This is a genomic window from Microcystis sp. LE19-10.1B (assembly GCF_027530565.1).
GTDB classification, from domain to species: domain Bacteria; phylum Cyanobacteriota; class Cyanobacteriia; order Cyanobacteriales; family Microcystaceae; genus Microcystis; species Microcystis aeruginosa.
In genome coordinates, this window is record NZ_JAPZQM010000088.1 from 13052 (window position 1) to 35392 (window position 22341).

The following is a 22341-nucleotide window of genomic DNA, read 5'->3' on the forward strand; positions in this document are numbered from 1 at the left end:
GTGATAAAAGAGAGTCTTCTTTCATTCTAGCGATTTTAGTTTCTCCCTGCTGCTTTTTCTTAATTTAAAGATAAACTTAAGAAACTATAGCCGGGTTAGGGCAATAATTTAGCTTAAAGTCAGCAATTTTCCCTAATTTTAGCGAGGATTAGCAGACTGGAGTATTTCTCGAAAAATCCTGCGTCGATAGGAAGGAGATTCATTGCTCATATTCCATAAAGTTTCGTAGAAAAAGAAAGAAACGCCAAAATTTTGTTGTCTCGATTTTTCCACTTGTTGAGTAATATTAACCATCGGAATCGGACGACCTTTTAAACCAGATAAAATCCCAATAGCCACGGGGATAGATTCTCTAGCTTGCTGTAATTCTGGTTGCGATAATTCCCAGTCAAAGGCGTTCATATCAGTTCGATACACTTGTATTATTAACTCATCAATCAAGTTTTTTTGTTGCCATTTTTGCCAATCTAAAAGATAGGATTCTAGGGAGAAAGTGTAGGGATTAGGAGATAGGGAAATAATCGCTGTAGGTTGGCGCTTTTTAATCATCTGGGCTAAACTATTCATATAGTCAGTAATTTTATCGGCCCGCCATTGAATCCATGCTTTATCTTGGTAATCTTGCGGGGGTAATTGTCCCGAATGTTCCCTTTGATAGAGTTTAATCGTGGTTTCATCATAGCCAAAATCGGTGGGATAACCAAAATGATCATCAAACTGAATTCCTTCTATATCGTAGTTAGTAATAATCTCGCTGACTAAATCCGTAATAAAGTTTTGTACTTGCGGATGTAAGGGATTTAACCACACCCGTTGATGCACTTTTCCTTCCCACCAAATCACACTTTTATCCTGTCTTTGGGTTAACCAATCGGGATGTCGTTTGGCTAATTCTGAATCCGCAGGAGCCATAAAACCAAATTCAAACCAGGGAATAATTCTTAATTTTTTCCGATGACCTTGGCTAATTATTTCCTCTAAAAAGTCGCGATTTTTTAAAGATTCATGGGGATCGATCGCTCGTCCCGTAACTTTTTCTGCTACCTTAGAAGGATAGAGTGTATAACCCCAATTCCAGACCGTGGGATAAATAGTATTAAAGTTTAAATCAGCCAACCTATCAAGGGCATCTTTTAGGGTTTCCGGTTTAAATAATACCTCACTATCGATATTAGTTAACCAAACTCCACGAATTTCGGGTTTTTCTTGGGGTTGATTGGTCGATTGTGCCGGATAATTAAAGGTTATCGTCATGATACAAGCAAAGATAATTAAAAATATTACCCAGCTTATTTTTCCGTATCTTTGACTATAAATCACCAAACTATCGGCGAAATTATTAAAGGTTTTACTGATTCTATTCATAATGGGAAGTGGGGAAGTGGGGAAGTGGGGAGGTGGGGAGGTGGGGAGGTGGGGAGACCACTTCGTGCGCGTTGCGGGGGGAGGTGGGGAAATTGAACTACAACCCTAAAACCCCAAAACCCCAACCCCTAAAATCTATCTCCTGCCTGCTGCTGACTGCCTCCTGACTGATAAAATAACTAAATTATCTCTCTAAATTGCGAGGATCTAGGGCATCGCGTAAACCATCACCGAGTAAATTAAAAGCTAAAACGGTGAGAATAATTAACAAAGCAGCTGGCCAAATTAACCAGGGTTGTAGAACAATAATTGAGGCATTGGTAGCCAGAGAAAGCATATTTCCCCAACTAGGATCCGGTTGTTGAATTCCCAAACCAATTAAACTTAAAACCGATTCGGCCACAATAAACCCCGGCACGGCTAACGTAGCAGAAATAATGATATAACTGGCAGTTTGGGGCAGCACATGACGCAGAATAATATAAAGGGGTTTTGCTCCCATAGCTTTGGCGGCCTGAATAAATTCCTGTTCTTTCAGGGATAAAACTTGACCGCGAATTACTCGCGCTAATCCCGACCAACTGATAAAAGAAGTAATCAGGACGATTAATAAAAAGCGTTGGGTGCTGGTTAATCCTGCGGGTAAAACGGCCGCTAGGGCCACGAGTAAATATATGCCGGGGATAGTCATTAAAACTTCCACAAAACGCATTAAAATCGCATCTAACCAACCGCCAAAATAGCCAGAAACGCCACCGACAAATAAACCGATAGGGAAAGAAATTAAAATCCCGACCAAACCGATAAATAAACTAATTCTGCCCCCGAAAATCAAGCGACTAAAACTATCGCGTCCCGATTCGTCAGTTCCCAATATATTGATTCTACCATCGCCGATGACTCCGAACAGATGGAGATCAAAAGGGATACCGGGGAATAAAGTTACTTCCTGCCATTTTGGCGGCAAAGGTAGGCGAATTTGACCGAAATTATAGGTTTCACCCTTAACCAAGAGACGCAGCGGCAAGGGTTTGTTAAAATCTCTCATTAGCTTCCGCTCACCAGTTTCTATATTAATAGCACTTTGAGTGGTGGGATAGACGTGGGGGCCAATCCACTCACCCTTGTTACTTCCCGACTGCGAGCGCCAAAAGATTTGGGTGGGGGGTAGGAGAGACTGACCGGGTTGGGAGGAGTAGGGAGAGTAGGGAGCGACAAAATCCGCCGCCATTACGCTTAAATAGAAGATTAACAGTAAAACTGCTCCCCAACGGGCGAGAGGATTATCTTTGAGTTTGTGCCACCAGTCCATAGGCGATGAGGTCAATAGGAGAGTTAATCTTTATTTTGCTAGTCTGATTGCTACAATTTATCATACCAACAAAAAAGCTGTCTAATGTTTATTAATCCCCTTGTTTATGAGAAATCCTCTGTCTATCGTCAAGATTTTGAGACAGCGCAACCGTTTAAGCATTTGGTCATCGATAATTTTTTAGTTGGGGAGCAAGCGCAAATTTTGCTGGAAAATTTTCCCAGTTTTAAGCCGCAAAAAGCCATTAGTGAGTTAGGAAAAGTTGGCGGGAAGGCGGTTAATGAGGATTTAATCGGTTTAGGGGGTGTTTATCAACAGTTTGCCCGCCACGTTCAAGCTCAAGAGTTTTTAGAGTTAATTTCCGAATTAACCGGTGTTGATAATTTAATTCCAGACCCTAGTTTTTATGGGGGTGGAACCCACGAAAATTTACAGGGTCAAGAATTAGACCCTCACATTGATTTTAACCTCGATGAGCGTCATTGGTATCATCGCCGCTTGAATTTATTAATCTATTTAAATCCCCAATGGCAAGCAGATTGGGGAGGTAATCTAGAGTTACATTCCAATCCACGTCAACCGGAAGAAAATAAGATTAAATCTTTTGTACCTATCTTTAATCGTTGTCTTATTTTTGAAACCAATGAATATTCATGGCATGGATTTTCTCAGATTAATTTACCAGAAAATAAACGGCATTTATCGCGTAAATCTCTGTCTATCTATCTCTATACCAAAGAACGTCCAGACCAGGAATTATCACCATCTCATACAACTTTTTACATCCCGCGCCCGCTGCCAGAAAATATTCAACCCCATCAAGTTTTAAGCTCGGAAGATTACCAACAAATTAAAATTTTACTGAAAAGACGGGATGATTTAATTCGTTTTTATCAAGATAGAGAACTGAAAGAATCTCAGGATTTAGTTAGTTTAAAATCCCATATTAAGCGCTATCTATCCCTCCAATATCCTCGCCTATGGAAAATTATTAAAAGTTTACTCCGTTGGCGAAAGTGACCTGAGAAAAAATCCCTACTTTCCCATCAGAGAGAGTAGGGAATAATCAAAAAAACTAACTGGGAACTTAGCCTAATAACTGGGTAGCACGCGCAGTTAAAGCATTGGCAGTCAAACCATTATAGGCCATAATTTCCCCGGCACTGGCGGTGGTTTCTCCCCGTTTCCAAGCGAAGACATCCCGACGCGCATTACTGCGTAACATAATTGGTTCTAACATGGCGCTTGTACCACCGGTTACTCCGATTAAAGCATCACCGGCAAAGAGACTGTCAAAACCAGCATCATCGAGGAAATTATTATCAGCTGCCGAGCTAGTTTCACTCATCACATCGCTAGGACGGTAGAGACGACGGGGATTAATTACCGAGACGATTTTTACACCGATTCCCGCTGCTTCTAACTGTTGTGCAGACTCAAAGACGGGTAATAAAGTCATATCACCAATGACGGCAAAAACAACTTTTTTACTGCCTTCCGATTCGTGGAGAATTACGCCGCCTTTTTCTAAAGCTTGACGGGTTTGCTCAAAAGTGGTTCGCACCGGTAAAGGCGATTTACTAGCGGTGATTGTAATGCCTTTATTGCTAGTTCCTAACGCCCATTCATAACAGACTTGAATACTGTTAGCATCGCAGGGAAAGAGAGGAAAAATATTGCCATTTCGCATCATAGCGGCGAAATAATTTTCAATCTCTGGGCGTTGGTGTGTCCAACCATTACGCCCTTGCTCTAAGGCTCCGGCGGTGAATAAAGTAATAGTAGAAGGGGTGGGACGACGTAACTCGGCCATCGCTTGGGTTACAGTCTGCCAAATCGGTAAACCATTGATAGCAAAAGACTCGTAGGAACACCATAAAGTCCGCGCTCCCAAGAGAGATAAACCGACGGCTAATCCAGCACAGGCATCCTCGCTTAAAGGCTCATAAACTTGACCGTTAGGTGCTTGGAAATAGGTATCATCGCTGGTGGGGTGAATAATCTTTAAACCGACGTTAATATTATTAATTCCCGAAGCGGCATTACCATCAGCATTAGTGACGACAAAATTGGGGTCAGCTTTACCCACAGCTACCACTAATTCCCCCATGGCAGTGGTGGCCACTTTTTTATCACCACCCACAGTATATTCGGTCATGGGTAAGGTTCCTAAATCCGGCAGCGGGAAGACTTTTTCCGTTACCACTATTTCTGCTGCCGAACCCCCTCCAGAGCGCTCGAAATTAGTACGAACAATTGCCCAAGCTTCAGGGGGTAAAGCGCGTTCTTGTAAGGCAGTAACGATATAATCTTTTTCTAAAGAATCGCCTGGATAAAGATTATGGGAAGCCGCTCCCCGTTTGTGAACTCCCGCCCCTTTAAGTTGTTTAATAATGATCACCGTTAGTTGGCCTCCTAAAGCTAATTGGGCGGCTTTATCCGTGGCCATTAACACCACTTTCATGAACTCCAGACGCTGGTTAAAAGAGAATTTGGTGCTATCTACATATTCCCCATTTTGATTAGCATCATCGAAGTCTTTGGCATTAATGAGAATCACTTCCTCGAAACCATTACCGCGCCAATAGGCTTCCATTTCGGCGTTAGTTTTCAGGGACACCATGCTATGGTGTTCTTGGGAATAGCCATTCCAAACTAAAATCGGCAGAAAATTGGTAATTTCTGGATAAGCAGTGTGAAAATGACCGAAACTACTCATAATATACGGTTCTCCTAAACCACCATCCCCGATAGTCACAGGGAAAAGGGTATTAGGGTGTAATTTGGCCGCCGCCATGGCGAAATGTTGGCCTTGGCCCAAAGGACCAGCCGGCCCGAGCAGTCCGGGGATTTGTCCGGAAAGATGCCCTAAAAGTCCGTGTTTTTCCCGAAAACGTTCTCCCAATTCCCTGACGTTGCTGATGCCCATGGCTTCGAGAGAGCGATCGAGAAAGACGTTACTATAAAAACCGGGGGCATGATGGCCCACTTCGGTGAAAATATTTTTTTGGCCTAACATCATCAAAGAGGCAATTACGTCGGCAGCGCTGGCAAAACCGCCGGGGTGTCCCGATTCTTTGGTAGCGGTGATTTGTAGGGTGAGGTAACGCAAAGCATCGGCGGCTAGGAGGGTTTGATAGATAGCATTCGGGTCATTAGCGGCAATAATAGCGGTTTTTCCCTCAGCGATAGCGGCTTTTCCTGCATATTTATCAAATTCGGGTAAGGAACCCCCAAAATATTTTATTCCTTGACAAAAATCGGGAATTGTGCTAGTAGCTGTCATAAAATTAATATACCCCTTTACATACAGGCAATCGTTAAAACTATCTTACAGTTAGCGGTAACTCTCGTTAGATGCGATATTACACGGGGTTTCCATAGGCGATCGACTATTTGTGCTACACTGATCGCCAATGTTAACGATAAAATTAATCCTATTGATCATGTTAAATAGCAACCAATTACAGGATTTAATCAGTAAATCCCTACGTTATCTATTAATTATCGGCACTATTGCCCCCCTAACTTCCTTAGAGGCTCGCCCAGTCCAAGCCACTCCTCCGAGTAGTCCTACACCCGCTAAAGAGGCGATTGCTCCTATCCCCGCAGAAAGCAAAGAGTACACCCTAGGAGAAGGAGATAAAGTCCGCGTCACCGTCTACCAAGTCGCGGATTTAAGCGGCGATTTCCTTGTTTTAGCCGATGGAACCCTGACTTTACCTCTGATTGGTAGCGTCAAAGTGGAGGGAATGACCGTCACCGAAGCCGGCCAAACCTTGGCCAAGCGTTACACCACCTATCTCAAACGTCCCGTGGTTACTGTTAGCATTCTCACTCCCCGGCCTCTGCAAATCGCCATCGCGGGGGAAGTCAATCGTCCGGGTACTTATACAATTAACCCCGAACAAAGCCAAAAAACGCCCCTATTGACCGAAATAATCCGGCAAGCGGGGGGAGTGACTACGGTGGCCGATATTGGTCAAGTTCAAATCCGACGCAACCTCAAGGGACAAGAACAGCTAATTCAAGCCAATCTCTGGCAATTAATCCAAAAAGGCGATAAAACCCAAGATGTTAGCCTTAGAGATGGTGATAGCATCGTTATTCCCACTAAAACGACCCTTAGCGTCGGGGAAGTCAATCAATTAGCTGATGCCAATTTTGGACTAGATAGCGATCGAGAAATTAATGTTACTGTGGTGGGAGAAGTTTATCGTCCGGGGTCCCATCGTATTGTCCCCAATCAAGTTAACACCGTCACCACAGAGAATAATCGGGGAATTCGACGACAACCGGCCCGACTAACCCAAGCTATCCAAGAAGCGGGAGGTATCAAACCCCTCGCTGATATCCGACAGGTGCAAGTGCTGCGTTATACCCGTGACGGTTCCCAGCAGAAAATCCCCGTAGATCTCTGGAGTTTGCTCGATAAAGGCGATATGACCGCTGATATCATCCTCCAAGAAGGGGATACGGTGATTATCCCCACCGCTACTGAAATCTCGGCCAAGGAATCGGAAACCCTAGCATCGGCCAGTTTTGCCCCCAAAACCATTAACGTGAAAGTGGTCGGGGAGGTGAAAAAACCGGGGACAATTGAAGTTCCTCCCAATACCCCTCTCAATCAGGCAATTTTAACCGCAGGAGACTTTGATAAGCGTCGCGCCAATCAGTCCACAGTGGAATTAATTCGTCTCAATCCTAACGGGACTGTCACCAAAAACTCAATTAACATCGATTTTTCCCAGGGTATCAACGAGAAAACTAACCCGATTCTCCGCAATAATGATGTGGTTGTGGTTCATCGTAGCGGTCTGGCCTCTGCCACCGACACCCTCGGCACGGTTTTAAGTCCCTTTACCGGTCTGACAGGCCTCTTCAACGGATTTTTAAATCTTTTCCGTTAAAAAAGTTCACTTTACCCCGATGTCATTAGCCCAGTAATCGAGCTAATAATAGATATAGAAACGGCAAAAAGTCGTGAGCAGTCACGGCTTTTCTGCTCAATAGACTCAGGAAAGAAAACTATGATTTTTCTCCTTACTCTAGCCCTCATCGCCCTGTCGATTAGCTATAATGTTCAAGGCGAAATAATTAGCCTCAGTACCCGCTTATTAGGTCTTTTTTGTGGCTTGTTAAGTTTGTTCTTTACACCCCTACTGGTAAAGGTTTTTATCCTTGTCACTTTAGTCCTCTTTAGCTGAGATTTTAAACCCTAAACCCGACTAAAACCCTAAGCATACATAACCCATCAAAAAAACTGTTATGCAAAAACGCTATCTCGGTCAGACTAATATAGAAATTACTCCCCTTCTTGTGGGTACTTGGCAAGCAGGAAAAAAGATGTGGGCAGGTATTGAAGATGAGGAAAGTATTAAGGCTATTCGTGCAGCTTTTGAGGCAGGAATTACCACTGTAGATACAGCCGAAATCTACGGGGAAGGTCACTCAGAATTGATTGTCGCTCAAGCTTTAGCCGATATGCGAGAACAGGTAATTTATGCCACCAAAGTCTTTGCTAATCACCTCAAATATGAGCAAGTTATCGCAGCTTGCGAGCGCTCTTTAAAAAACCTCCAAACTGATTATATAGATATTTACCAAATTCATTGGCCTAGTGGTTCATGGAACACGGAAATAGTGCCTATTTCTGAAACTATGGCCGCTCTTAATTATCTAAAGGCACAGGGAAAAATTCGCGCTATAGGGGTTTCCAATTTCTCCCGCTCTCAACTGGAAGAAGCCAGTCAATACGGCAGAATTGAGAGTATTCAACCTCCCTATTCTCTGTTTTGGCGCTCGGTAGAAAAGGAAATTATGCCCTATTGTATAGAAAATAATATTTCTATTCTCGCCTATTCTCCCCTTGCCCAAGGTTTATTAACAGGAAAATTTAGAAATGGTTATCAGTTGGCAGCGGAAGACCATAGAATTAAAAATAAACTCTTTCATGGCGAAAACTTTCAGAGGGTACAAGCGGCTTTAAATCAATTAGAACCGATTGCTGACCGCTATAATTGTTCCCTAGCTCAATTATCTCTTGCTTGGTTAATTAAGCAACCCCAAACTAATGCAATTGCTGGGGTAAGAAATGCTGCTCAAGCAGTTAATAACGCTCAGGCAATGACAATTAATTTAACCCCAGAAGACCTAAAATTAATTGATAATATTGGTAAACAGGTAACTGATTTCTTGGATGATAATCCCGTGCTGTGGGATTTCTAAAAATTATGCAGCAGTTATCCTAAGGGTGAGATAGAAGTTTTGGTGGGTGCATCTCAACATTTGCAGAAATACCGACAATCAGCAATTATCAGTGACTCTTAAATTGGTACAAAAATATGAACAATCGCGTCTAAGCATCCCACCGAAAAACTAATGCGCTCCGGGGTTTGGGGGCGGCGCCACGACCCCAACGGGGGGTTTGGGGGGTAGAACCCCCCAAAAGCTTGGATTGAGTGATAAAATCGGAAGTAACGGCCAATTTTAAAAGAGAGTTTCCCTTTAAAAATCCCAACTTAGTAGATTTACGAAAGTGAGATTCAGTTCCTGTTCTTTGATTGTAACTGGCTACTTAGTTGATGATAGGTGGTGCGTTAGTAACGCACCCTACGTTTTACTTCATCTTTATGAGAAAGGCTTGATATTTAATTCTCAGGAAAAAGCCTGTATAATGATAGCTATAGTCCGATTCTGATCGCAGGATTATCCCTATGGCTAAATCCAAAAAACACAATCTGCAATGGATCAAAGAAACCCTCGACTTAAATCCAGATCATAACTGGAAATCTAGTCCAGGTAATAGTATTTTTGTAGCTGGTCGCGGTGCAGTGCGCTTTGAAGTTCCTCAAGATTGGCATTTTGAACCCGATGATAATTCCTTTCGTTTTTTGGATAGAAAACCCCCCAATGATGATTGTCGTTTAGAGGTTTCCTATAATTTACTTCCCCCCGGAGATTGGAAAGAATTACCCCTAAAAGGAATGGTCAAAAAGTTAGCTCGTGAAGATAGCCGCAATCCTCACGAAATTGGCGAAGTTATCCAAGAAAAACGCCAAACTGCGCGCATTGTTTGGGTGCAAATTCAATTCATCGACCCCCAAGAAAATCGGCCAGCTTATTCCCGTATTGCCGTGGGTATTGGTTCTGGAGTTCAATGTTTAATTACTATGGATTATTGGGTCGATGATGCGGAAAAATTCACCCCCGTCTGGGATACGGTTATCTCCTCGCTGGTGTTAGGTTTATACATTCGCGATCCCCGCAGCGGTTTAGCTTTCCCCGACTAAAGGTAATAGCAATTTTGTAGGAAAATTTCCTTGACAAAAAACCTTAATTGTGATAAAGGAAAAATTGATCGCTCGACTCTGGTGGGGATAAGTACCTAAGCAAAATTAATTACACATATCTAACCCCCCCTTGCCTCTTGGCTCCTGCATGAGTGCCTTTCTTCACTAGGAAATTTATTTTGCACGACTACTTAGCTGCCGGTTCCCGCATTGACGGGATGTGCAGGAAAGCAAGAGGCACTGAGACTTAAGCGCAAGCTATGACCTTTAAGTACCTAAGCAAAATTAATCACATATACATGAGTTAATCTGAGAGACAGTTCATTCGATATGCGATTACCCTGTAATACTAAATCCTGTTTAAAAGGGATAGAAGAGTGGGGAGCAGGGAGCAGGGAGCGGGGATTAGTGAGAGGAAGTTCGAGGATTTGTACTAAAATTCCCAATAGGCAGTTTAAAGGCAGTACAGCTTACAGCATTTCTCAGATAGATGAGGTTTGCTCTTGCATCTGAAATACTTGATTAGCAAGGATCAGTCTGTGCTTCACCTTTACGAGAAAGGCTGTATATAAAACTTTCTAGTTTTGACCGTTAAAACTGGATTTCGATAGTAATCAACTCCCTAACGGGGGAAAGAAGACGAAGGCAATTAATCCCTACAGCAGTGTCTTTTTGCTCCTATAAAATAAAGCTTAATATCTCTATCTAAAGGGATATGATTAATTTTCCTAGCTCATATAGAATAACCAGTAAGAGATGAGCAAAATATGAAAGCATATAACTGACTGTCTAAAGTAAATTATTCTTCCTCGATACATTTCTTGAATTTAAACCTCAGTCATATATATGAATACCCTAAGTACAGGACAAAAAATAATTTCTTCTCTGGCAAAAATGGTTCCAAGCTTTATCTGGAGAGACTTTCGGGATTATGTTCCAAAAGTGCTACCGTGCAAGGCTTTCAAAGATTTTGTCCTGTACTGAGATGAATACCTTCATCTGTAATTAGCAGGGCTAACCCTTTGAAATTATCACCGATATTAGCAAGGAAATTATCTACAATCACCATGCTATTAAACCTTTGTCGACCAATTATAAACTAGGATAAAACACTGATGAAAGTCCTATTAGTTGCCTCGACGGGAGGTCATTTCCAAGCGATGCAAAAACTGCGACTTTTTTGGGAAAACCACAATTGTTGTTGGGTCACTTTTCGTACCCCCGAAACCCAAGAAATCTTGCAAGACTATCCAGTTTATTGGGCTTATGCCCCGACTAATCGCAATATTCCCAACCTATGGCGTAATTTTGTCTTAGCAGCCCAAGTTCTTCTCAAAGAACGTCCTCAATTAATTTTATCTACAGGGGCAGGAGTTGCCGTTCCCTTTATCATTTTGGGCAAGTTATTGGGATGTAAAACAGTCTTTGTTGAGTCTTTTACACGGGTTGAAGCTCTCAGTTTATCGGCACGATTAGCCCAACCATTTTTAGATGTTATCTATGTGCAGTGGGAACAGCTAAAACAACGTTATGCTAAGACCGAAATGGTAAATTAACCGATATTTATGGCAATTGTCGAGGAAAATACTATGATTCTAGTCACTGTCGGTACAGAGCAGTATCCTTTTAATCGTCTGATGGAATGGATAGATAGTTTAATCAAACTAAGTATAATTTCTCCAGAAGAAAAAGTGATTGTCCAATACGGTTCTTGTACCCATTTACCGAAAAATGTGGAAGCATACCCGATTTTGCAGCCAACAGAGTTTCAAGACTTAGCCCAAAAAGCCCGTTTAATTATTGCCCATTGTGGAGAAGGAACGATTGATTTATTGGCGACCTTGAAGGTTCCCTTTATTTTAGTTCCCCGTTCCCATATTTTCGGTGAACACGTTGACAATCATCAACTAGAATTAGCGGCAGCTCTCCGGCTGAAAGGAATTTGTATTGCCCAATCGAAGCAGGAATTAGCTTACTTTGTCAGTGAGCCTAAACTGACCAGTTTAGGGAAAGCTCCCACGGATTATTATCACGATATCTGTGATTCTTTAAGTCAACGCTTTCAGGATAGGGCTCTCTTATTCCTCTTATTGTGTGATCAGTTTAACTTACTATAGAAGCGATCAATCTTTGTGTCCTCTGTGTCTCTGTGGTTCCTTCCACTCGCTCGCCAGCAGGACTGTATCTTAGAATACATTTTACCCACCAAACTCAAGAGAGCCAGGATAGTTACGAGCCTCGTCTAGCTTCTACTTGGCGGAAAGTATCTCTCTCTAGAAAACTCCGAAAAATTTCCGAGGGATTGTTTGTAGAAATCAGCTACCTGTGGAAAAACCTTAGCCGCTATCTCCACTTTTCCTTTCTTCAGTCCTGTCCTTTAGGAATGTCTTCACTTTAAGACCTGGCACTATATAAGAGGGAAAACTGTCTATTAACTGTCTATTAATTGACGCAATTGTGATTAAAATCACGGTTAGATCGAGGTAAGTCTGTTTCAGTAGATTTATATTTTCCAGTGATTTAACACTCACTTGTCTTCAGACAACTTATAATTTATTCTTTCCAAAAGTCAACTATTTTTAGGAATCAACTATGGCTAATCGATTAAGAGTGATCATGCTCGGACCTGATCCCCACGAACAGGGCGGCATGGGGTCAGTGGCTTCTTTGATTTTAAATACACCTATACCCAATATTAAAATTCAATATTTGTCCACTTGGAAAGCTTATTCGGGCAAGGCAAAAATCGGCAATTTGTTGCATTTAATTGCCACCTTTAACCAAGCATTTCTGTCTTTTTTGCGCCTGTTATTGCAGGGAAAAGTTGACGTAGTGCATCTTCACCTCTCGGAAAGGGGCAGTGCTTTAAGAGTCAGTATTATGATGGTCTTTGCCCTGATTTTTCGTAAACCGATTATTATCCATGCCCACGGTTGTGAATTTCATGAATTCCACGATAACTTAGCTGCACCTCTGAAAAAAAGCTTGGATTGGCTGCTACAACAATGCACCTATCTGATTGCCCTATCCCAAAGCTGGCAGAATTATTATATTTATCATTGTGGCCTAAAAAGTTCTCAGGTTTTGCTCCTAAATAATCCCGTACAGCTGCCCGCCCAAATTCCCGAACGTCAAAACAGACAGCAATTAAATTTAGTTTTTTTAGGTAGAATAATTCAACGCAAGGGAGTATACGACCTCCTGCACGCTCTCGCCAGACTAAGCCAAGAATCCCTAGGCAAAATCCATTTAATTTTAGCGGGTAGCGGTGAAGTTGACCAAGCTCAAGCTCTCGCCCAAGATTTAGGCATAGAACCATATATTAGTTTCCCTGGTTGGATTAACCCCCAAGAACGCGAGCAGCTCCTTGCCCAAGCAGATATTTTTCTCTTACCTTCCTATAATGAGGGGCTACCCATGGCCCTTTTAGAAGCCATGAGTTGGGGACTAGCGGTAATTACTACACCCGTGGGCGGCAGTGGCGAAGTTGTAATTCACCAACAGACAGGTTTATTGGTTAATCCTGGCGATAGGCAAGGATTGGCAGATCAGTTGGAATTATTGGTCAATAATGAATCACTCCGCCTAAAATTAGGGAAAAATGCCCGAGAGTTCGTTACTCCTTTGGATATCAATAACTACAATAGGTCTCTTGCCAACCTATACCAATTAGCCCTTAGAGCAGCCAAATCTTTGGCTGTAGAACCAAGTTTTTAGTACCTAAATTTATGGAAAACCGACACCTAACTGAGGAAATTGATTTCCTCAAATACTGGTCAATTGTTAAGCGTCATTGGCTCCCCGCCACGGCTGTGGCAATGTTGCCATTAATGGCCTTGCTATACTTAGCTTTTTCGTCCGAAAAACAATACGAAGCTTCTGGTAAACTCAAGTTTAAACGAGAAAATGTTACCTCTGCCTTGGTCACGGAAGCGGGTGAGAAAATTGGCAAACTCGATTCGTTAAAAGTTCAAGATACACCTCTAGATACAGAAGCAGAAATTTTGCAATCGGCTCCCATAGTTACTGAAGTGATTAAAAACTTAAATCTTAAGGACAAAAAAGGAGAATTGCTGATATATGAAGACTTTTTAAAGAATTTAAAAGTTACTAACATACCGGGTACCGATATTTTGATGGTTAGTTATAGAAGTCCCAGTGGAGATCAGTCCGCAAAAGTAGTTAATGAGGTGATGAAGAACTATTTAAAAAATAATATCACCTTGAATCGGGCAGAGGTCGAGGCGGCTAAACAATTTGTTAGTCAACAATTACCGAAAGCTGAAAAAGCTTTAAGAGAAGCAGAAAGTAATTTACAAAGCTTTAAAACCAAGAATCAGATCGTTGATTTGCGAGGAGAGGCAAGCCTACTTGTACAGCAAATTGGGCAATTAGATCAACAAATTAGTCAACTGCAAGGAGAAAAGGCTAAAGTGGCAGCAAAAAGTCAAGAACTACGCCAAAATATCGGCACAAATCCCCAAAAAGCGATCGCTCAAAGTAAGGTTAATAATTCCATTGCTGTACAGAATGCTCGCCTGAAACTGCAAGAGGTGGAAAGAGAATTGGCTGTGGAACGCACCCGTTATACAGAAGCTAACCCAGTGGTGATAACATTAAGAGACAAACAAGCGGTTTTAAAGAATTTATTGAATCGGGCAGTCCAAGAAGCGATGACACAACCCGGAAGTAATTCTCGCGTGTCTCAAAGCAAGGACTTACAGGACAGTTTGACAGAATATCTAGTCAGTAATGAAGCGGAAAATAAAGGTCTAATCAAGCAATTAACTTCTCTACAAGAAACAAAAGCTGCCTATGCTCAACGGGCTAAACAAATTCCACAACTAGAGCAAAGCCAAAAAGTTTTAGAGCGTCAAGTGGAAATTGCTCAAACTTCCTACCAAGCACTCAGAAAAAATCTCCAGGAGCTAGAAATTACCGAAAAACAGCAGGTAGGCAATGCTCAAATTGTCAGTGATGCTGTGCTTTCTAAATATCCGAAATCATCGCAAAAACAGTTAGAGACTATCGGTATAGTTGTAGGGGGTATAACTTATTTATTAACGACTTTTCTGTTAGAATTGGTTTCTCCTTCACTTAAAAGTATTAAAGAGATCAAGAAAATTTTTCCCTATACCTTTTTAGGTTCTTTGCCTCGACCAAATAAAAAAATGACTAATATCATTCTTCAAGAACAGCCCAATTCCCTATTTAGTCAAGCCTATCGCCGCGTTTTGTCCCAAATCACTATTGCTAATCCCGACAAAAATCCGATAACTGTTATTGTTACCAGTAGCATTTTTGGAGAAGGAAAATCAGAAGTAGCTGCTAATTTAGCTCTGGCTAAAGCTGAACTTGGTAGTCAGGTTTTAATAATTGATGCTGATCTCCCTAATCCTCAACAACAGAGAATTTGGTCTTTAGACAATGATCAAGGCTTAAGTGATATTTTGGCAAGAAAAACTCAATTATCTTTAGCAATCAAGAATATTAGTAAAAATCTCGATCTTATCTTAGCAGGTCATCAAGTTATTAACCCATTAGCTCTATTTAATAGTGATAAAATGGAGAGTTTATTGTACGAAAGCCTCGAAACTTATGACTTTATTATTATCGATGCGCCGCCGTTGCTTTTGAATGATATTACTCTCCAAATTAGCCCCAAAACAGACGGGATTATTTTCGTAGTCAACCCAGAAAAACTAGAGACCACCACAGCCATACAAGTGCAAGAAATACTGAAGAAATATCAGTATAACCTGCTTGGTTTAGTCGTTAATGGAGTGAGAATTGATCGGGAATCAGAACCTTATTTTCGCTATGCCAAAAGCTACTTTAACTCTTGATTATCTTGATTAATTACTATATACATAAAAAGTATTTTAGTTATATTAAATCTCTAAATTTAACCCAAAAAAATGAACGCATATCCCCTAGTATCTATTATCATCCCTGCCTATAACACTGAATCCTATATTGCCAAAGCTATTCAATCTGCCCAAGAGCAAACCTTAACCAATATAGAAATCATTGTTATTGATGATTGTTCCACCGATAACACTCTTGCCATTGCCCAAAGTTTTAATGATCCCCGTATTATAATTATCCATAATTCAGAAAATCTTGGAGCAGCATCTACCAGAAACAAGGCAATTAAATTGGCAAAAGGTAGCTGGTTAGCTCTCTTGGATTCCGATGATTGGTATGAACCAAACCGCCTGGAAACTCTCTTGGAAGTTGCCCAAAAAACTCAGGCAGATCTAGTTAGCGATGATGTGTATCTCATTTATGATCAAGCACCGTCGCCCTGGACAACAGTAATTAAAATGAGTGGGCAAACCCTTGCTCACCCCCTGGTATTAGAGCCAATTTCTTTTATTACAAAACAAAAGTTTGAAAGTAAAAGCCTCTTTGTCACGATGACTAAACCAATTATCAATCGTCAATTCTTACTAGCGCATAATCTTGAATACGATCCCACTCTCAGACAAGGACAAGATTATTGGTTTTATTTAGACTGTTTGTTAAAGGAGGCTAAGTTTATTTTTTATCCCTATCCCTACTATTATCAAAGAACTAGACCAGGCTCCCTGACTCAGCAAAAAACCTCCCTAAGACTAGAATCTTACTGTCGAGCTAACCAAAAGTTTTTAGAAAAAATAGAAGTAAAAAATAGTCGAGAATTAACCAGAGCTTTAGTTAAGAATTTGCGTCATCTTCAGAGGTTTAAAAATTATTATAAAGTTGTTGAACCCCTGAAAGAGGGAAAATTTTTGGAGGCCCTACAAGCCCTCAATATCGATTTCTTGCTCCTGTTCCTGCAACGCATTCCCACACTTTTATAAAACCATCTATCCCAAAAACCCGCTTAGGAAAAAACTATTATGAGCTTAAGAGCAAAAGTGATGCGTGGGGGAGCTTATCTAGCGGGACGGCAAGGTCTAGGTATGGTCTTAAGTATTATCAGTGTCTTCTTAGTTACCCGTCTAATCGGTCCAGAAAATTATGGATTATTTGTATCGGCGTTTGGAGTTTTTTCCTATCTGCAACGGATTTTTCAGCTAGGAATTAATTTTTATCTAATTCGAGAGATTAATCCAGAAGAAGAACCGCATAATTATCATCAGGGATTTACCCTCATGCTTCTACTAGGTATTCTTGGTTTAATACTAGGAATTATTACCATTCCTTTGCTGGCACAATGGATTAAGATAGGCAATTTTTCAGCCCTTGCCATATCCCTATTTTTGAGTTTACCTTTTGTCCTCTGTTTTCAAATTCCCTTAGCTAAATTAGAAAGAGAATTAAACTATAAAAAAGTTGCCATGATTGAATTGCTCAATCAATGCCTCTACGTTTTAGTAAGCGTTTATTTCGCCTTCCAGGGAGCGGGAGCATGGGCATTAGTAGCGGCTTGGTGGGCGCAAACTCTCCAGTCAGTGGTGCTGTTTTTCTGGTGTTCCGGTTATCGTCCTCGATTATTCTGGAATCTCGTTTTAGTCAAAGATATGTTAGGCTACGGCATAACTTTGTCCGCAGCCCAGTGGATTTTCTTTTTGCGAGACCTAGTTAATCCCCTGCTGGTGGGACGTTTTGGCGGAGCAGAAGCCGTCGGTTTTGTTGCCTTAGCCATTCGTTTAGTCGAAGTTCTCAGTTTTGTTAAACACGCAACTTGGCGTATTTCCATGGCCGCCTTAGCCAAAATTCAAGATAACCCGCCCAAGCTACGCTGGGCAATTACCGAGGGTATGAGCCTACAAGTCCTCGCTCTCGGCCCGATTTTGGATGTAGTCGCATGGACTTTACCTTTGATTATCGGTTTGGCTTTTGGGGAACGCTGGCGCGTCGCCCTACAGGTATATCCCTTTATTGCCTGGGCTTATTTGACTAATTCCCTCTTTAATCTCCATTCTTCCACACTCTACGTTCTCAGAAAAAATACCTATGTGGCTTTATTTCACCTTCTCCACGTCGCCCTTTTTGCAGGAGGAGCTTGGTTACTGTTGCCAAAATTAGGTATTGTTGGCTATGGATGGGCAGAAGTTATCGCCCTTCCCGCTTATGGTCTGATTCACCTTTTTATTACTAAAATCATTGGCAGCCCCGATTATCGTTTAGCCCTCCTCTGGTGGGCGGCCTGTTCTCTTCCCTTATTTGTTCAACAATTGGGTATGTGGACGGGTTTCGGTCTAATTTTTGTGATCCTACTGCCGATAACACGCCAACAAATTCGCAGTTATTGGCATAGTTTTCAACATTCTTCCTGATTTTTCCTGAACAGCCCATGATTAACCCCAATCAGTCGCCCCTAGTCAGCATTTTAATCAATAACTATAACTATGCTGGTTTTTTACCGGCAGCGATTTCTAGTTCCCTAGAACAAACCTATCCCCATCTGGAGATAATTGTGGTAGATGACGGTTCCCAGGATCGTTCTCGTCAGGTGATAGAAGAATACGGTCAGCAAATTATCCCCATATTCAAAGTTAATGGTGGTCAAGCTTCCGCTTTTAATCAGGGTTTTGCTGCTAGTAGCGGAGAAATTATCTGTTTTTTGGATGCAGACGATTTATTTAGTCTTAATAAAGTTGAAAAGGTCGTAGAGATTTTTCAGGACTATCCCGATATTGGTTGGTGTTTTCACTCCTTGCAGATGTTTACAGATAAAACTGCTGCCCCAGACCATGCTACCCCAAAATCAGTCAATTCAGGAGTTTATGATTTAAGAAATTGCTTGTCCCAGGGAAAACTGCGAGGAAAAATGCCCTTTGAGGGTACAGCCACCTCTGGCATCTGTTTTCGCCGCTCTTTTTTAGAGCAGTTATTACCCATGCCCGAAGAAATTAGAATTACTAGCGATGATTACTTAAAATACGCCGCTTTTGCCCTAACTCCGGGCTATATTCTCCTAGAAAAACTTGCCCAACAAAGAATCCATGCTAACAACGCTTATACTTTACGAAAAAAACAAAAATCTTTACGGGGTAAAATTAATATTTTAACTGCCTTTTGGCTTAAAAGTAATTTTCCGCAAATGTCGAAATTTACTAACAATATTTTTGCTCTCGGCTATAGCTTCTATAATCGAGAAGATAATGGCGACCCGCACCTAAAACTTCTCATTCACAAGTATTTCTGTTCTCTTACCATAGGAGAAAAAATAGAAGTCCAGATCAGAAGAATTTATTATTGTTTAAAATCAAAGATTAATCCTCTTTTTCAACCATGATCAGAATCCCCCCACTACTGGAAAAGTTTATAACTATTTTTAGTCTAATTTTTTACACACGACTATTTTCTTTTGAAAGCTTATTTGTCCATTCCGAGGGGGAATTAGCCGTCAGTTCTCCTGACTATACTCCCTTAGATCCACTTCTCTCTTTAATGCAGCATGGAATCGCTTTTGTGGTTTTGGTGCTAATGGCTCTCCGTTGGCAACATACCATCGGATTTTTTGGCCGTAATCCCTTTCTTTGGTTACTAATTATTCTGGTACTAATTTCCGCTAACTGGTCGAATTTTCCTGAGATTACCCAAAGACGTTCCTTCGCTTTTTTAGAAACTTGTCTATTTGCCTTATATTTTGCCTCGCGCTACGCAATTAAAGAACAACTAAGACTAACAGCTTATGCTTTAGGCATCACTGCTATTATTAGTTTTTTCTTCAGCCTTGCCTTCCCCTCTAGTGCTTTAGAATCGGGAGTCCATGCTGGCTCATGGAGGGGTCCTTTTCTCCATAAAAATCTCTTTGCTCGTTTAATGACCTTAATTTGTCTAGTTAACCTACTGGTCACACCAGTTAATCGGAGAGAAGGCTATCTATTTTTAGCCTTTTGCTGTCTCTCTTTTGGAATGATTGGACTTAGCACTTCTAAAAGCGCTCTTTTTATCGGTATAATCCTATTCATACTAATGCAAATTTACCAAACTATTTCTTGGCAAGATTATATCAGAATTCCCCTCTGGTTAACTGGGCTTTTACTGGCAGGTTCTTTATTTCTTTGGATCGGGATGAATTTAGAAGATATTATTACTGCTTCTGGTCGAGATTTAACCCTATCAGGAAGAACTATTATTTGGTCTGCTGTTCTTGATAAAATCCAAGAAAGACCTTGGCTAGGTTATGGATATTTAGGGTTTTGGTATGGATTAAAAGGACCTTCTTCCTATGTACAGAAAGCCTACGGTACTACCTATATACCTCCCCACTCTCATAATGGCTTCCTCGAACTAGCTATTGCTTTCGGATTAGTGGGAACTATCCTATTTATTATGAGTTTTTTATTAGTTATAAGACGCGCAATTATCTCTGCTATTTATCAATCCCATCACGAGGGTTTATGGCCGTTGATGTACTTATCATTTCTGATACTATATAATCAAACTGAGTCCACTTTACTCGAACATAACTCCATTTTTTGGTTGTTGTATATGTCCCTAGCTCTATCTCCTTTTTTACCTCAGCATAATGCTCAATTAAACTATGAACAAAATAGCGTTTTTTCTCAGTGATTTAGATGGCGGTGGGGCCGAACGAGTTATACTTAACTTGGCTAATGGTTTTGCCCAACAGGGAGAATTTGTTGATCTAGTTTTAGCTCGAAAAGAAGGTTTATACTTAGGACAGATTGACCCCGGGGTGAATACTATAGATTTAAAAGCCAAAAGTCTGTTTAGGAGTATCCCCTCCCTAGTCAAATATCTACAAAATCAACGTCCACAAGCCATGATATCAGCCCTAGAAGATACCAATATTGTTGCTCTTATGGCTAAAATCCTAGCAAGGAAAAAAATATCTGTCTTTGTGACAGTACATAATAACTTATCTCAAGAAATACGCCATGCTCAACAGTGGAAGCGCAAAATAGTTCCCTATTTTCTGCGGTGGATTTATCCTTTTGCTAACCGAGTGGTTTGTGTTTCCCAAGGAGTCGCCCAAGACTTAATTAAATTTGGCATCAAACCTCAACAAATTCGAGTCATTTATAATCCGATTGTTACCCCAGAATTAATCGTCAAACTGCAAGAAAACCTAGAACATCCTTGGTTTTTACTTGGTCAGCCGCCAGTAATTTTAGGAGTGGGAAGACTCAATCATCAAAAAGATTTTCCTACCCTAATTCGGGCTTTTGCTTTAGTTCGACGAGTGCAACCCGCTAGATTATTAATACTAGGAGAAGGAGAGACCCGCAGCGAACTTATATCGTTGATTAAAGAACTAAATTTAGATACAGACGTACAATTAGAGGGATTTGTCGAAAATCCTTTTGCTTATATGAAAAAGGCACAGGTTTTAGTATTATCCTCCGCTTGGGAGGGTTTTGGTAATGTTTTGGTAGAGGCAATGGCTGCTGGCATTGCAGTGGTATCGACGGATTGCCCTAGCGGACCAGAGGAAATTTTAGATAAAGGAAAATACGGTTCCCTAGTGGCGATCGCTGATTCAGCAGCTATGGCAGCGGCAATTCTTAATACCTTGAAAAATAACGTCGATCCGAGTTGGCTAAAAAATAGAGCCGAGGAGTTTTCTTTAGAAAAAATCCTGGATCAATACCGTTTACTAATAGAGAAAAAACTTTAGTGGATTTTTATCTAAAATTATGAAAAAATTGCAGTCTTTTCAACTGATTTTAGCAGCGATTCAAGCAGATATTGATCGCTATGTTGTTACCGACAATTTGTCTTGGCTAGAAGTGGTTTTAACCAAAAGAGGTTTTTGGGCGACCTTGCAATATCGTGTCAGTCGTTGGATTCATTTTCATTTCCATTTTCCTATTCTCCGGAGTCTCCTAAAAGCTATTTGCCTCATTTGGCGTTTAATCCTTGAAATGATTACTGGCATAGAATTACCTAACCGGGCTGAAATTGGTCAGGGTTTGTTTATACCCCACGCTCACGGCATTATTGTTCACTGCGATGTTCAAATTGGCGAATACTGTAATTTAAGCCAAGAAGTGACTATTGGTGTGGCTGGCCGGGGAGAAAAAGCGGGAGTGCCTAAAATTGGGGATCGTGTATATATTGCCCCTGGTGCGAAAATTTTTGGATCGATTATTATTGGTGATAATGTAGCCATCGGTGCTAATGCAGTAGTTACAAAAGATTTACCCGATCAGGCGGTGGCGGTGGGTATCCCCGCTAAAGTTATTAGTTATCAAGGTTCAGAAGATTTTATTCTCTATCGAGAAACCCCAAAAAATTCTCAGAAAGTTTTCCCAACCTCTTTTCAAGATCGACCCTAGAAGTCTTGAACTATAGCTTCGCCAAGTACGAAAGCGACTAATGATATTCTCAATCTTAATTGAAATGACTATAATATTGTCGCCATAATAAACTCTTTTGCTAGAACTATTAAGACAATATCAAAGAAAC

General features: G+C 41.1%; 17 protein-coding genes. 14 read left to right on the forward strand and 3 right to left on the reverse strand.

The genetic code is table 11. The features are described from left to right. Positions 1-138: 138 nt before the first annotated feature. Positions 139-1365 (reverse strand): glycoside hydrolase family 10-like protein, encoded by a 1227-nt coding sequence (locus O9332_RS03065; protein WP_002760839.1) that lies wholly within the window; start codon positions 1363-1365, stop codon positions 139-141. A gap of 184 nt (positions 1366-1549) precedes the next feature. Further along, the gene (locus tag O9332_RS03070; protein ID WP_079207658.1) at positions 1550-2677 is read right to left on the reverse strand and encodes an ABC transporter permease; all 1128 of its coding nucleotides are present in this window, start codon (positions 2675-2677) and stop codon (positions 1550-1552) included. Positions 2678-2761: 84 nt separating this feature from the next. Between O9332_RS03070 and O9332_RS03075 the strand changes: the two genes are divergently transcribed. Continuing rightward, positions 2762-3697 (forward strand): 2OG-Fe(II) oxygenase, encoded by a 936-nt coding sequence (locus O9332_RS03075; RefSeq protein ID WP_288023577.1) that lies wholly within the window; start codon positions 2762-2764, stop codon positions 3695-3697. Between the two features lie 67 nt (positions 3698-3764). On the opposite strand, the gene O9332_RS03080 is transcribed toward O9332_RS03075, so the two are convergent. Then, positions 3765-5963 (reverse strand): phosphoketolase family protein, encoded by a 2199-nt coding sequence (locus O9332_RS03080; protein WP_288023578.1) that lies wholly within the window; start codon positions 5961-5963, stop codon positions 3765-3767. A gap of 130 nt (positions 5964-6093) precedes the next feature. Between O9332_RS03080 and O9332_RS03085 the strand changes: the two genes are divergently transcribed. From O9332_RS03085 to O9332_RS03145, 13 genes are all read left to right on the forward strand, one after another. Continuing rightward, positions 6094-7587, forward strand: a complete 1494-nt coding sequence (locus O9332_RS03085) for a polysaccharide biosynthesis/export family protein (RefSeq protein WP_288023579.1) — start codon at positions 6094-6096, stop codon at positions 7585-7587. 358 nt (positions 7588-7945) lie between these two features. Then, on the forward strand, positions 7946-8905 hold the full coding sequence (locus O9332_RS03090; RefSeq protein WP_288023581.1) for an aldo/keto reductase: 960 nt from the start codon (positions 7946-7948) through the stop codon (positions 8903-8905). A 488-nt stretch (positions 8906-9393) separates the two neighbouring features. Then, positions 9394-9969 carry an Alr1449 family protein gene (locus tag O9332_RS03095; protein WP_288023583.1) on the forward strand — a complete coding sequence of 192 codons (576 nt, stop codon included), beginning with the start codon at positions 9394-9396 and terminating at the stop codon, positions 9967-9969. A 1115-nt stretch (positions 9970-11084) separates the two neighbouring features. Beyond that, the gene (pssD, locus tag O9332_RS03100; protein ID WP_002760856.1) at positions 11085-11525 is read left to right on the forward strand and encodes a PssD/Cps14F family polysaccharide biosynthesis glycosyltransferase; all 441 of its coding nucleotides are present in this window, start codon (positions 11085-11087) and stop codon (positions 11523-11525) included. A gap of 9 nt (positions 11526-11534) precedes the next feature. After that, positions 11535-12086 (forward strand): glycosyltransferase, encoded by a 552-nt coding sequence (locus tag O9332_RS03105; protein ID WP_002760858.1) that lies wholly within the window; start codon positions 11535-11537, stop codon positions 12084-12086. Positions 12087-12561: 475 nt separating this feature from the next. Next, a complete protein-coding gene (locus tag O9332_RS03110; protein WP_002760862.1) occupies positions 12562-13686 on the forward strand; it encodes a glycosyltransferase family 4 protein in 1125 nt (374 codons plus the stop codon). Positions 13687-13697: 11 nt separating this feature from the next. Then, on the forward strand, positions 13698-15815 hold the full coding sequence (locus O9332_RS03115; protein ID WP_002760863.1) for a GumC family protein: 2118 nt from the start codon (positions 13698-13700) through the stop codon (positions 15813-15815). A 72-nt stretch (positions 15816-15887) separates the two neighbouring features. Further along, positions 15888-16814, forward strand: a complete 927-nt coding sequence (locus O9332_RS03120) for a glycosyltransferase family 2 protein (protein ID WP_002760865.1) — start codon at positions 15888-15890, stop codon at positions 16812-16814. 39 nt (positions 16815-16853) lie between these two features. Next, a complete protein-coding gene (locus O9332_RS03125) occupies positions 16854-18236 on the forward strand; it encodes an oligosaccharide flippase family protein (protein ID WP_002760867.1) in 1383 nt (460 codons plus the stop codon). Between the two features lie 17 nt (positions 18237-18253). Beyond that, entirely contained in the window at positions 18254-19198 is a 945-nt protein-coding gene (locus tag O9332_RS03130) for a glycosyltransferase family 2 protein (RefSeq protein WP_002760869.1), read from the forward strand. Continuing rightward, positions 19195-20481 carry an O-antigen ligase family protein gene (locus tag O9332_RS03135; protein ID WP_288023586.1) on the forward strand — a complete coding sequence of 429 codons (1287 nt, stop codon included), beginning with the start codon at positions 19195-19197 and terminating at the stop codon, positions 20479-20481. The genes O9332_RS03130 and O9332_RS03135 overlap by 4 nt, the downstream gene beginning before the upstream one ends. Continuing rightward, entirely contained in the window at positions 20453-21550 is a 1098-nt protein-coding gene (locus tag O9332_RS03140) for a glycosyltransferase (protein ID WP_002760871.1), read from the forward strand. Before O9332_RS03135 ends, O9332_RS03140 begins: the two co-directional genes overlap by 29 nt. Positions 21551-21569: 19 nt before the next feature. Further along, positions 21570-22211 carry a serine O-acetyltransferase gene (locus tag O9332_RS03145; protein ID WP_002760872.1) on the forward strand — a complete coding sequence of 214 codons (642 nt, stop codon included), beginning with the start codon at positions 21570-21572 and terminating at the stop codon, positions 22209-22211. Positions 22212-22341 lie beyond the last annotated feature (130 nt).

Excerpts from the sequence above, each read along its gene's own strand:
- O9332_RS03070 (WP_079207658.1), bottom strand. The coding sequence starts at position 2,677 with ATGGACTGGTGGCACAAACTCAAAGATAATCCTCTCGCCCGTTGGGGA.
- O9332_RS03110 (WP_002760862.1), top strand. The coding sequence starts at position 12,562 with ATGGCTAATCGATTAAGAGTGATCATGCTCGGACCTGATCCCCACGAA.
- O9332_RS03145 (WP_002760872.1), top strand. The coding sequence starts at position 21,570 with ATGAAAAAATTGCAGTCTTTTCAACTGATTTTAGCAGCGATTCAAGCA.
- O9332_RS03075 (WP_288023577.1), top strand. The coding sequence starts at position 2,762 with ATGTTTATTAATCCCCTTGTTTATGAGAAATCCTCTGTCTATCGTCAA.
- O9332_RS03140 (WP_002760871.1), top strand. The coding sequence starts at position 20,453 with ATGAACAAAATAGCGTTTTTTCTCAGTGATTTAGATGGCGGTGGGGCC.
- pssD (WP_002760856.1), top strand. The coding sequence starts at position 11,085 with ATGAAAGTCCTATTAGTTGCCTCGACGGGAGGTCATTTCCAAGCGATG.
- O9332_RS03120 (WP_002760865.1), top strand. The coding sequence starts at position 15,888 with ATGAACGCATATCCCCTAGTATCTATTATCATCCCTGCCTATAACACT.
- O9332_RS03065 (WP_002760839.1), bottom strand. The coding sequence starts at position 1,365 with ATGAATAGAATCAGTAAAACCTTTAATAATTTCGCCGATAGTTTGGTG.
- O9332_RS03090 (WP_288023581.1), top strand. The coding sequence starts at position 7,946 with ATGCAAAAACGCTATCTCGGTCAGACTAATATAGAAATTACTCCCCTT.
- O9332_RS03130 (WP_002760869.1), top strand. The coding sequence starts at position 18,254 with ATGATTAACCCCAATCAGTCGCCCCTAGTCAGCATTTTAATCAATAAC.
- O9332_RS03135 (WP_288023586.1), top strand. The coding sequence starts at position 19,195 with ATGATCAGAATCCCCCCACTACTGGAAAAGTTTATAACTATTTTTAGT.
- O9332_RS03125 (WP_002760867.1), top strand. The coding sequence starts at position 16,854 with ATGAGCTTAAGAGCAAAAGTGATGCGTGGGGGAGCTTATCTAGCGGGA.
- O9332_RS03105 (WP_002760858.1), top strand. The coding sequence starts at position 11,535 with ATGGCAATTGTCGAGGAAAATACTATGATTCTAGTCACTGTCGGTACA.
- O9332_RS03085 (WP_288023579.1), top strand. The coding sequence starts at position 6,094 with ATGTTAACGATAAAATTAATCCTATTGATCATGTTAAATAGCAACCAA.
- O9332_RS03080 (WP_288023578.1), bottom strand. The coding sequence starts at position 5,963 with ATGACAGCTACTAGCACAATTCCCGATTTTTGTCAAGGAATAAAATAT.
- O9332_RS03115 (WP_002760863.1), top strand. The coding sequence starts at position 13,698 with ATGGAAAACCGACACCTAACTGAGGAAATTGATTTCCTCAAATACTGG.
- O9332_RS03095 (WP_288023583.1), top strand. The coding sequence starts at position 9,394 with ATGGCTAAATCCAAAAAACACAATCTGCAATGGATCAAAGAAACCCTC.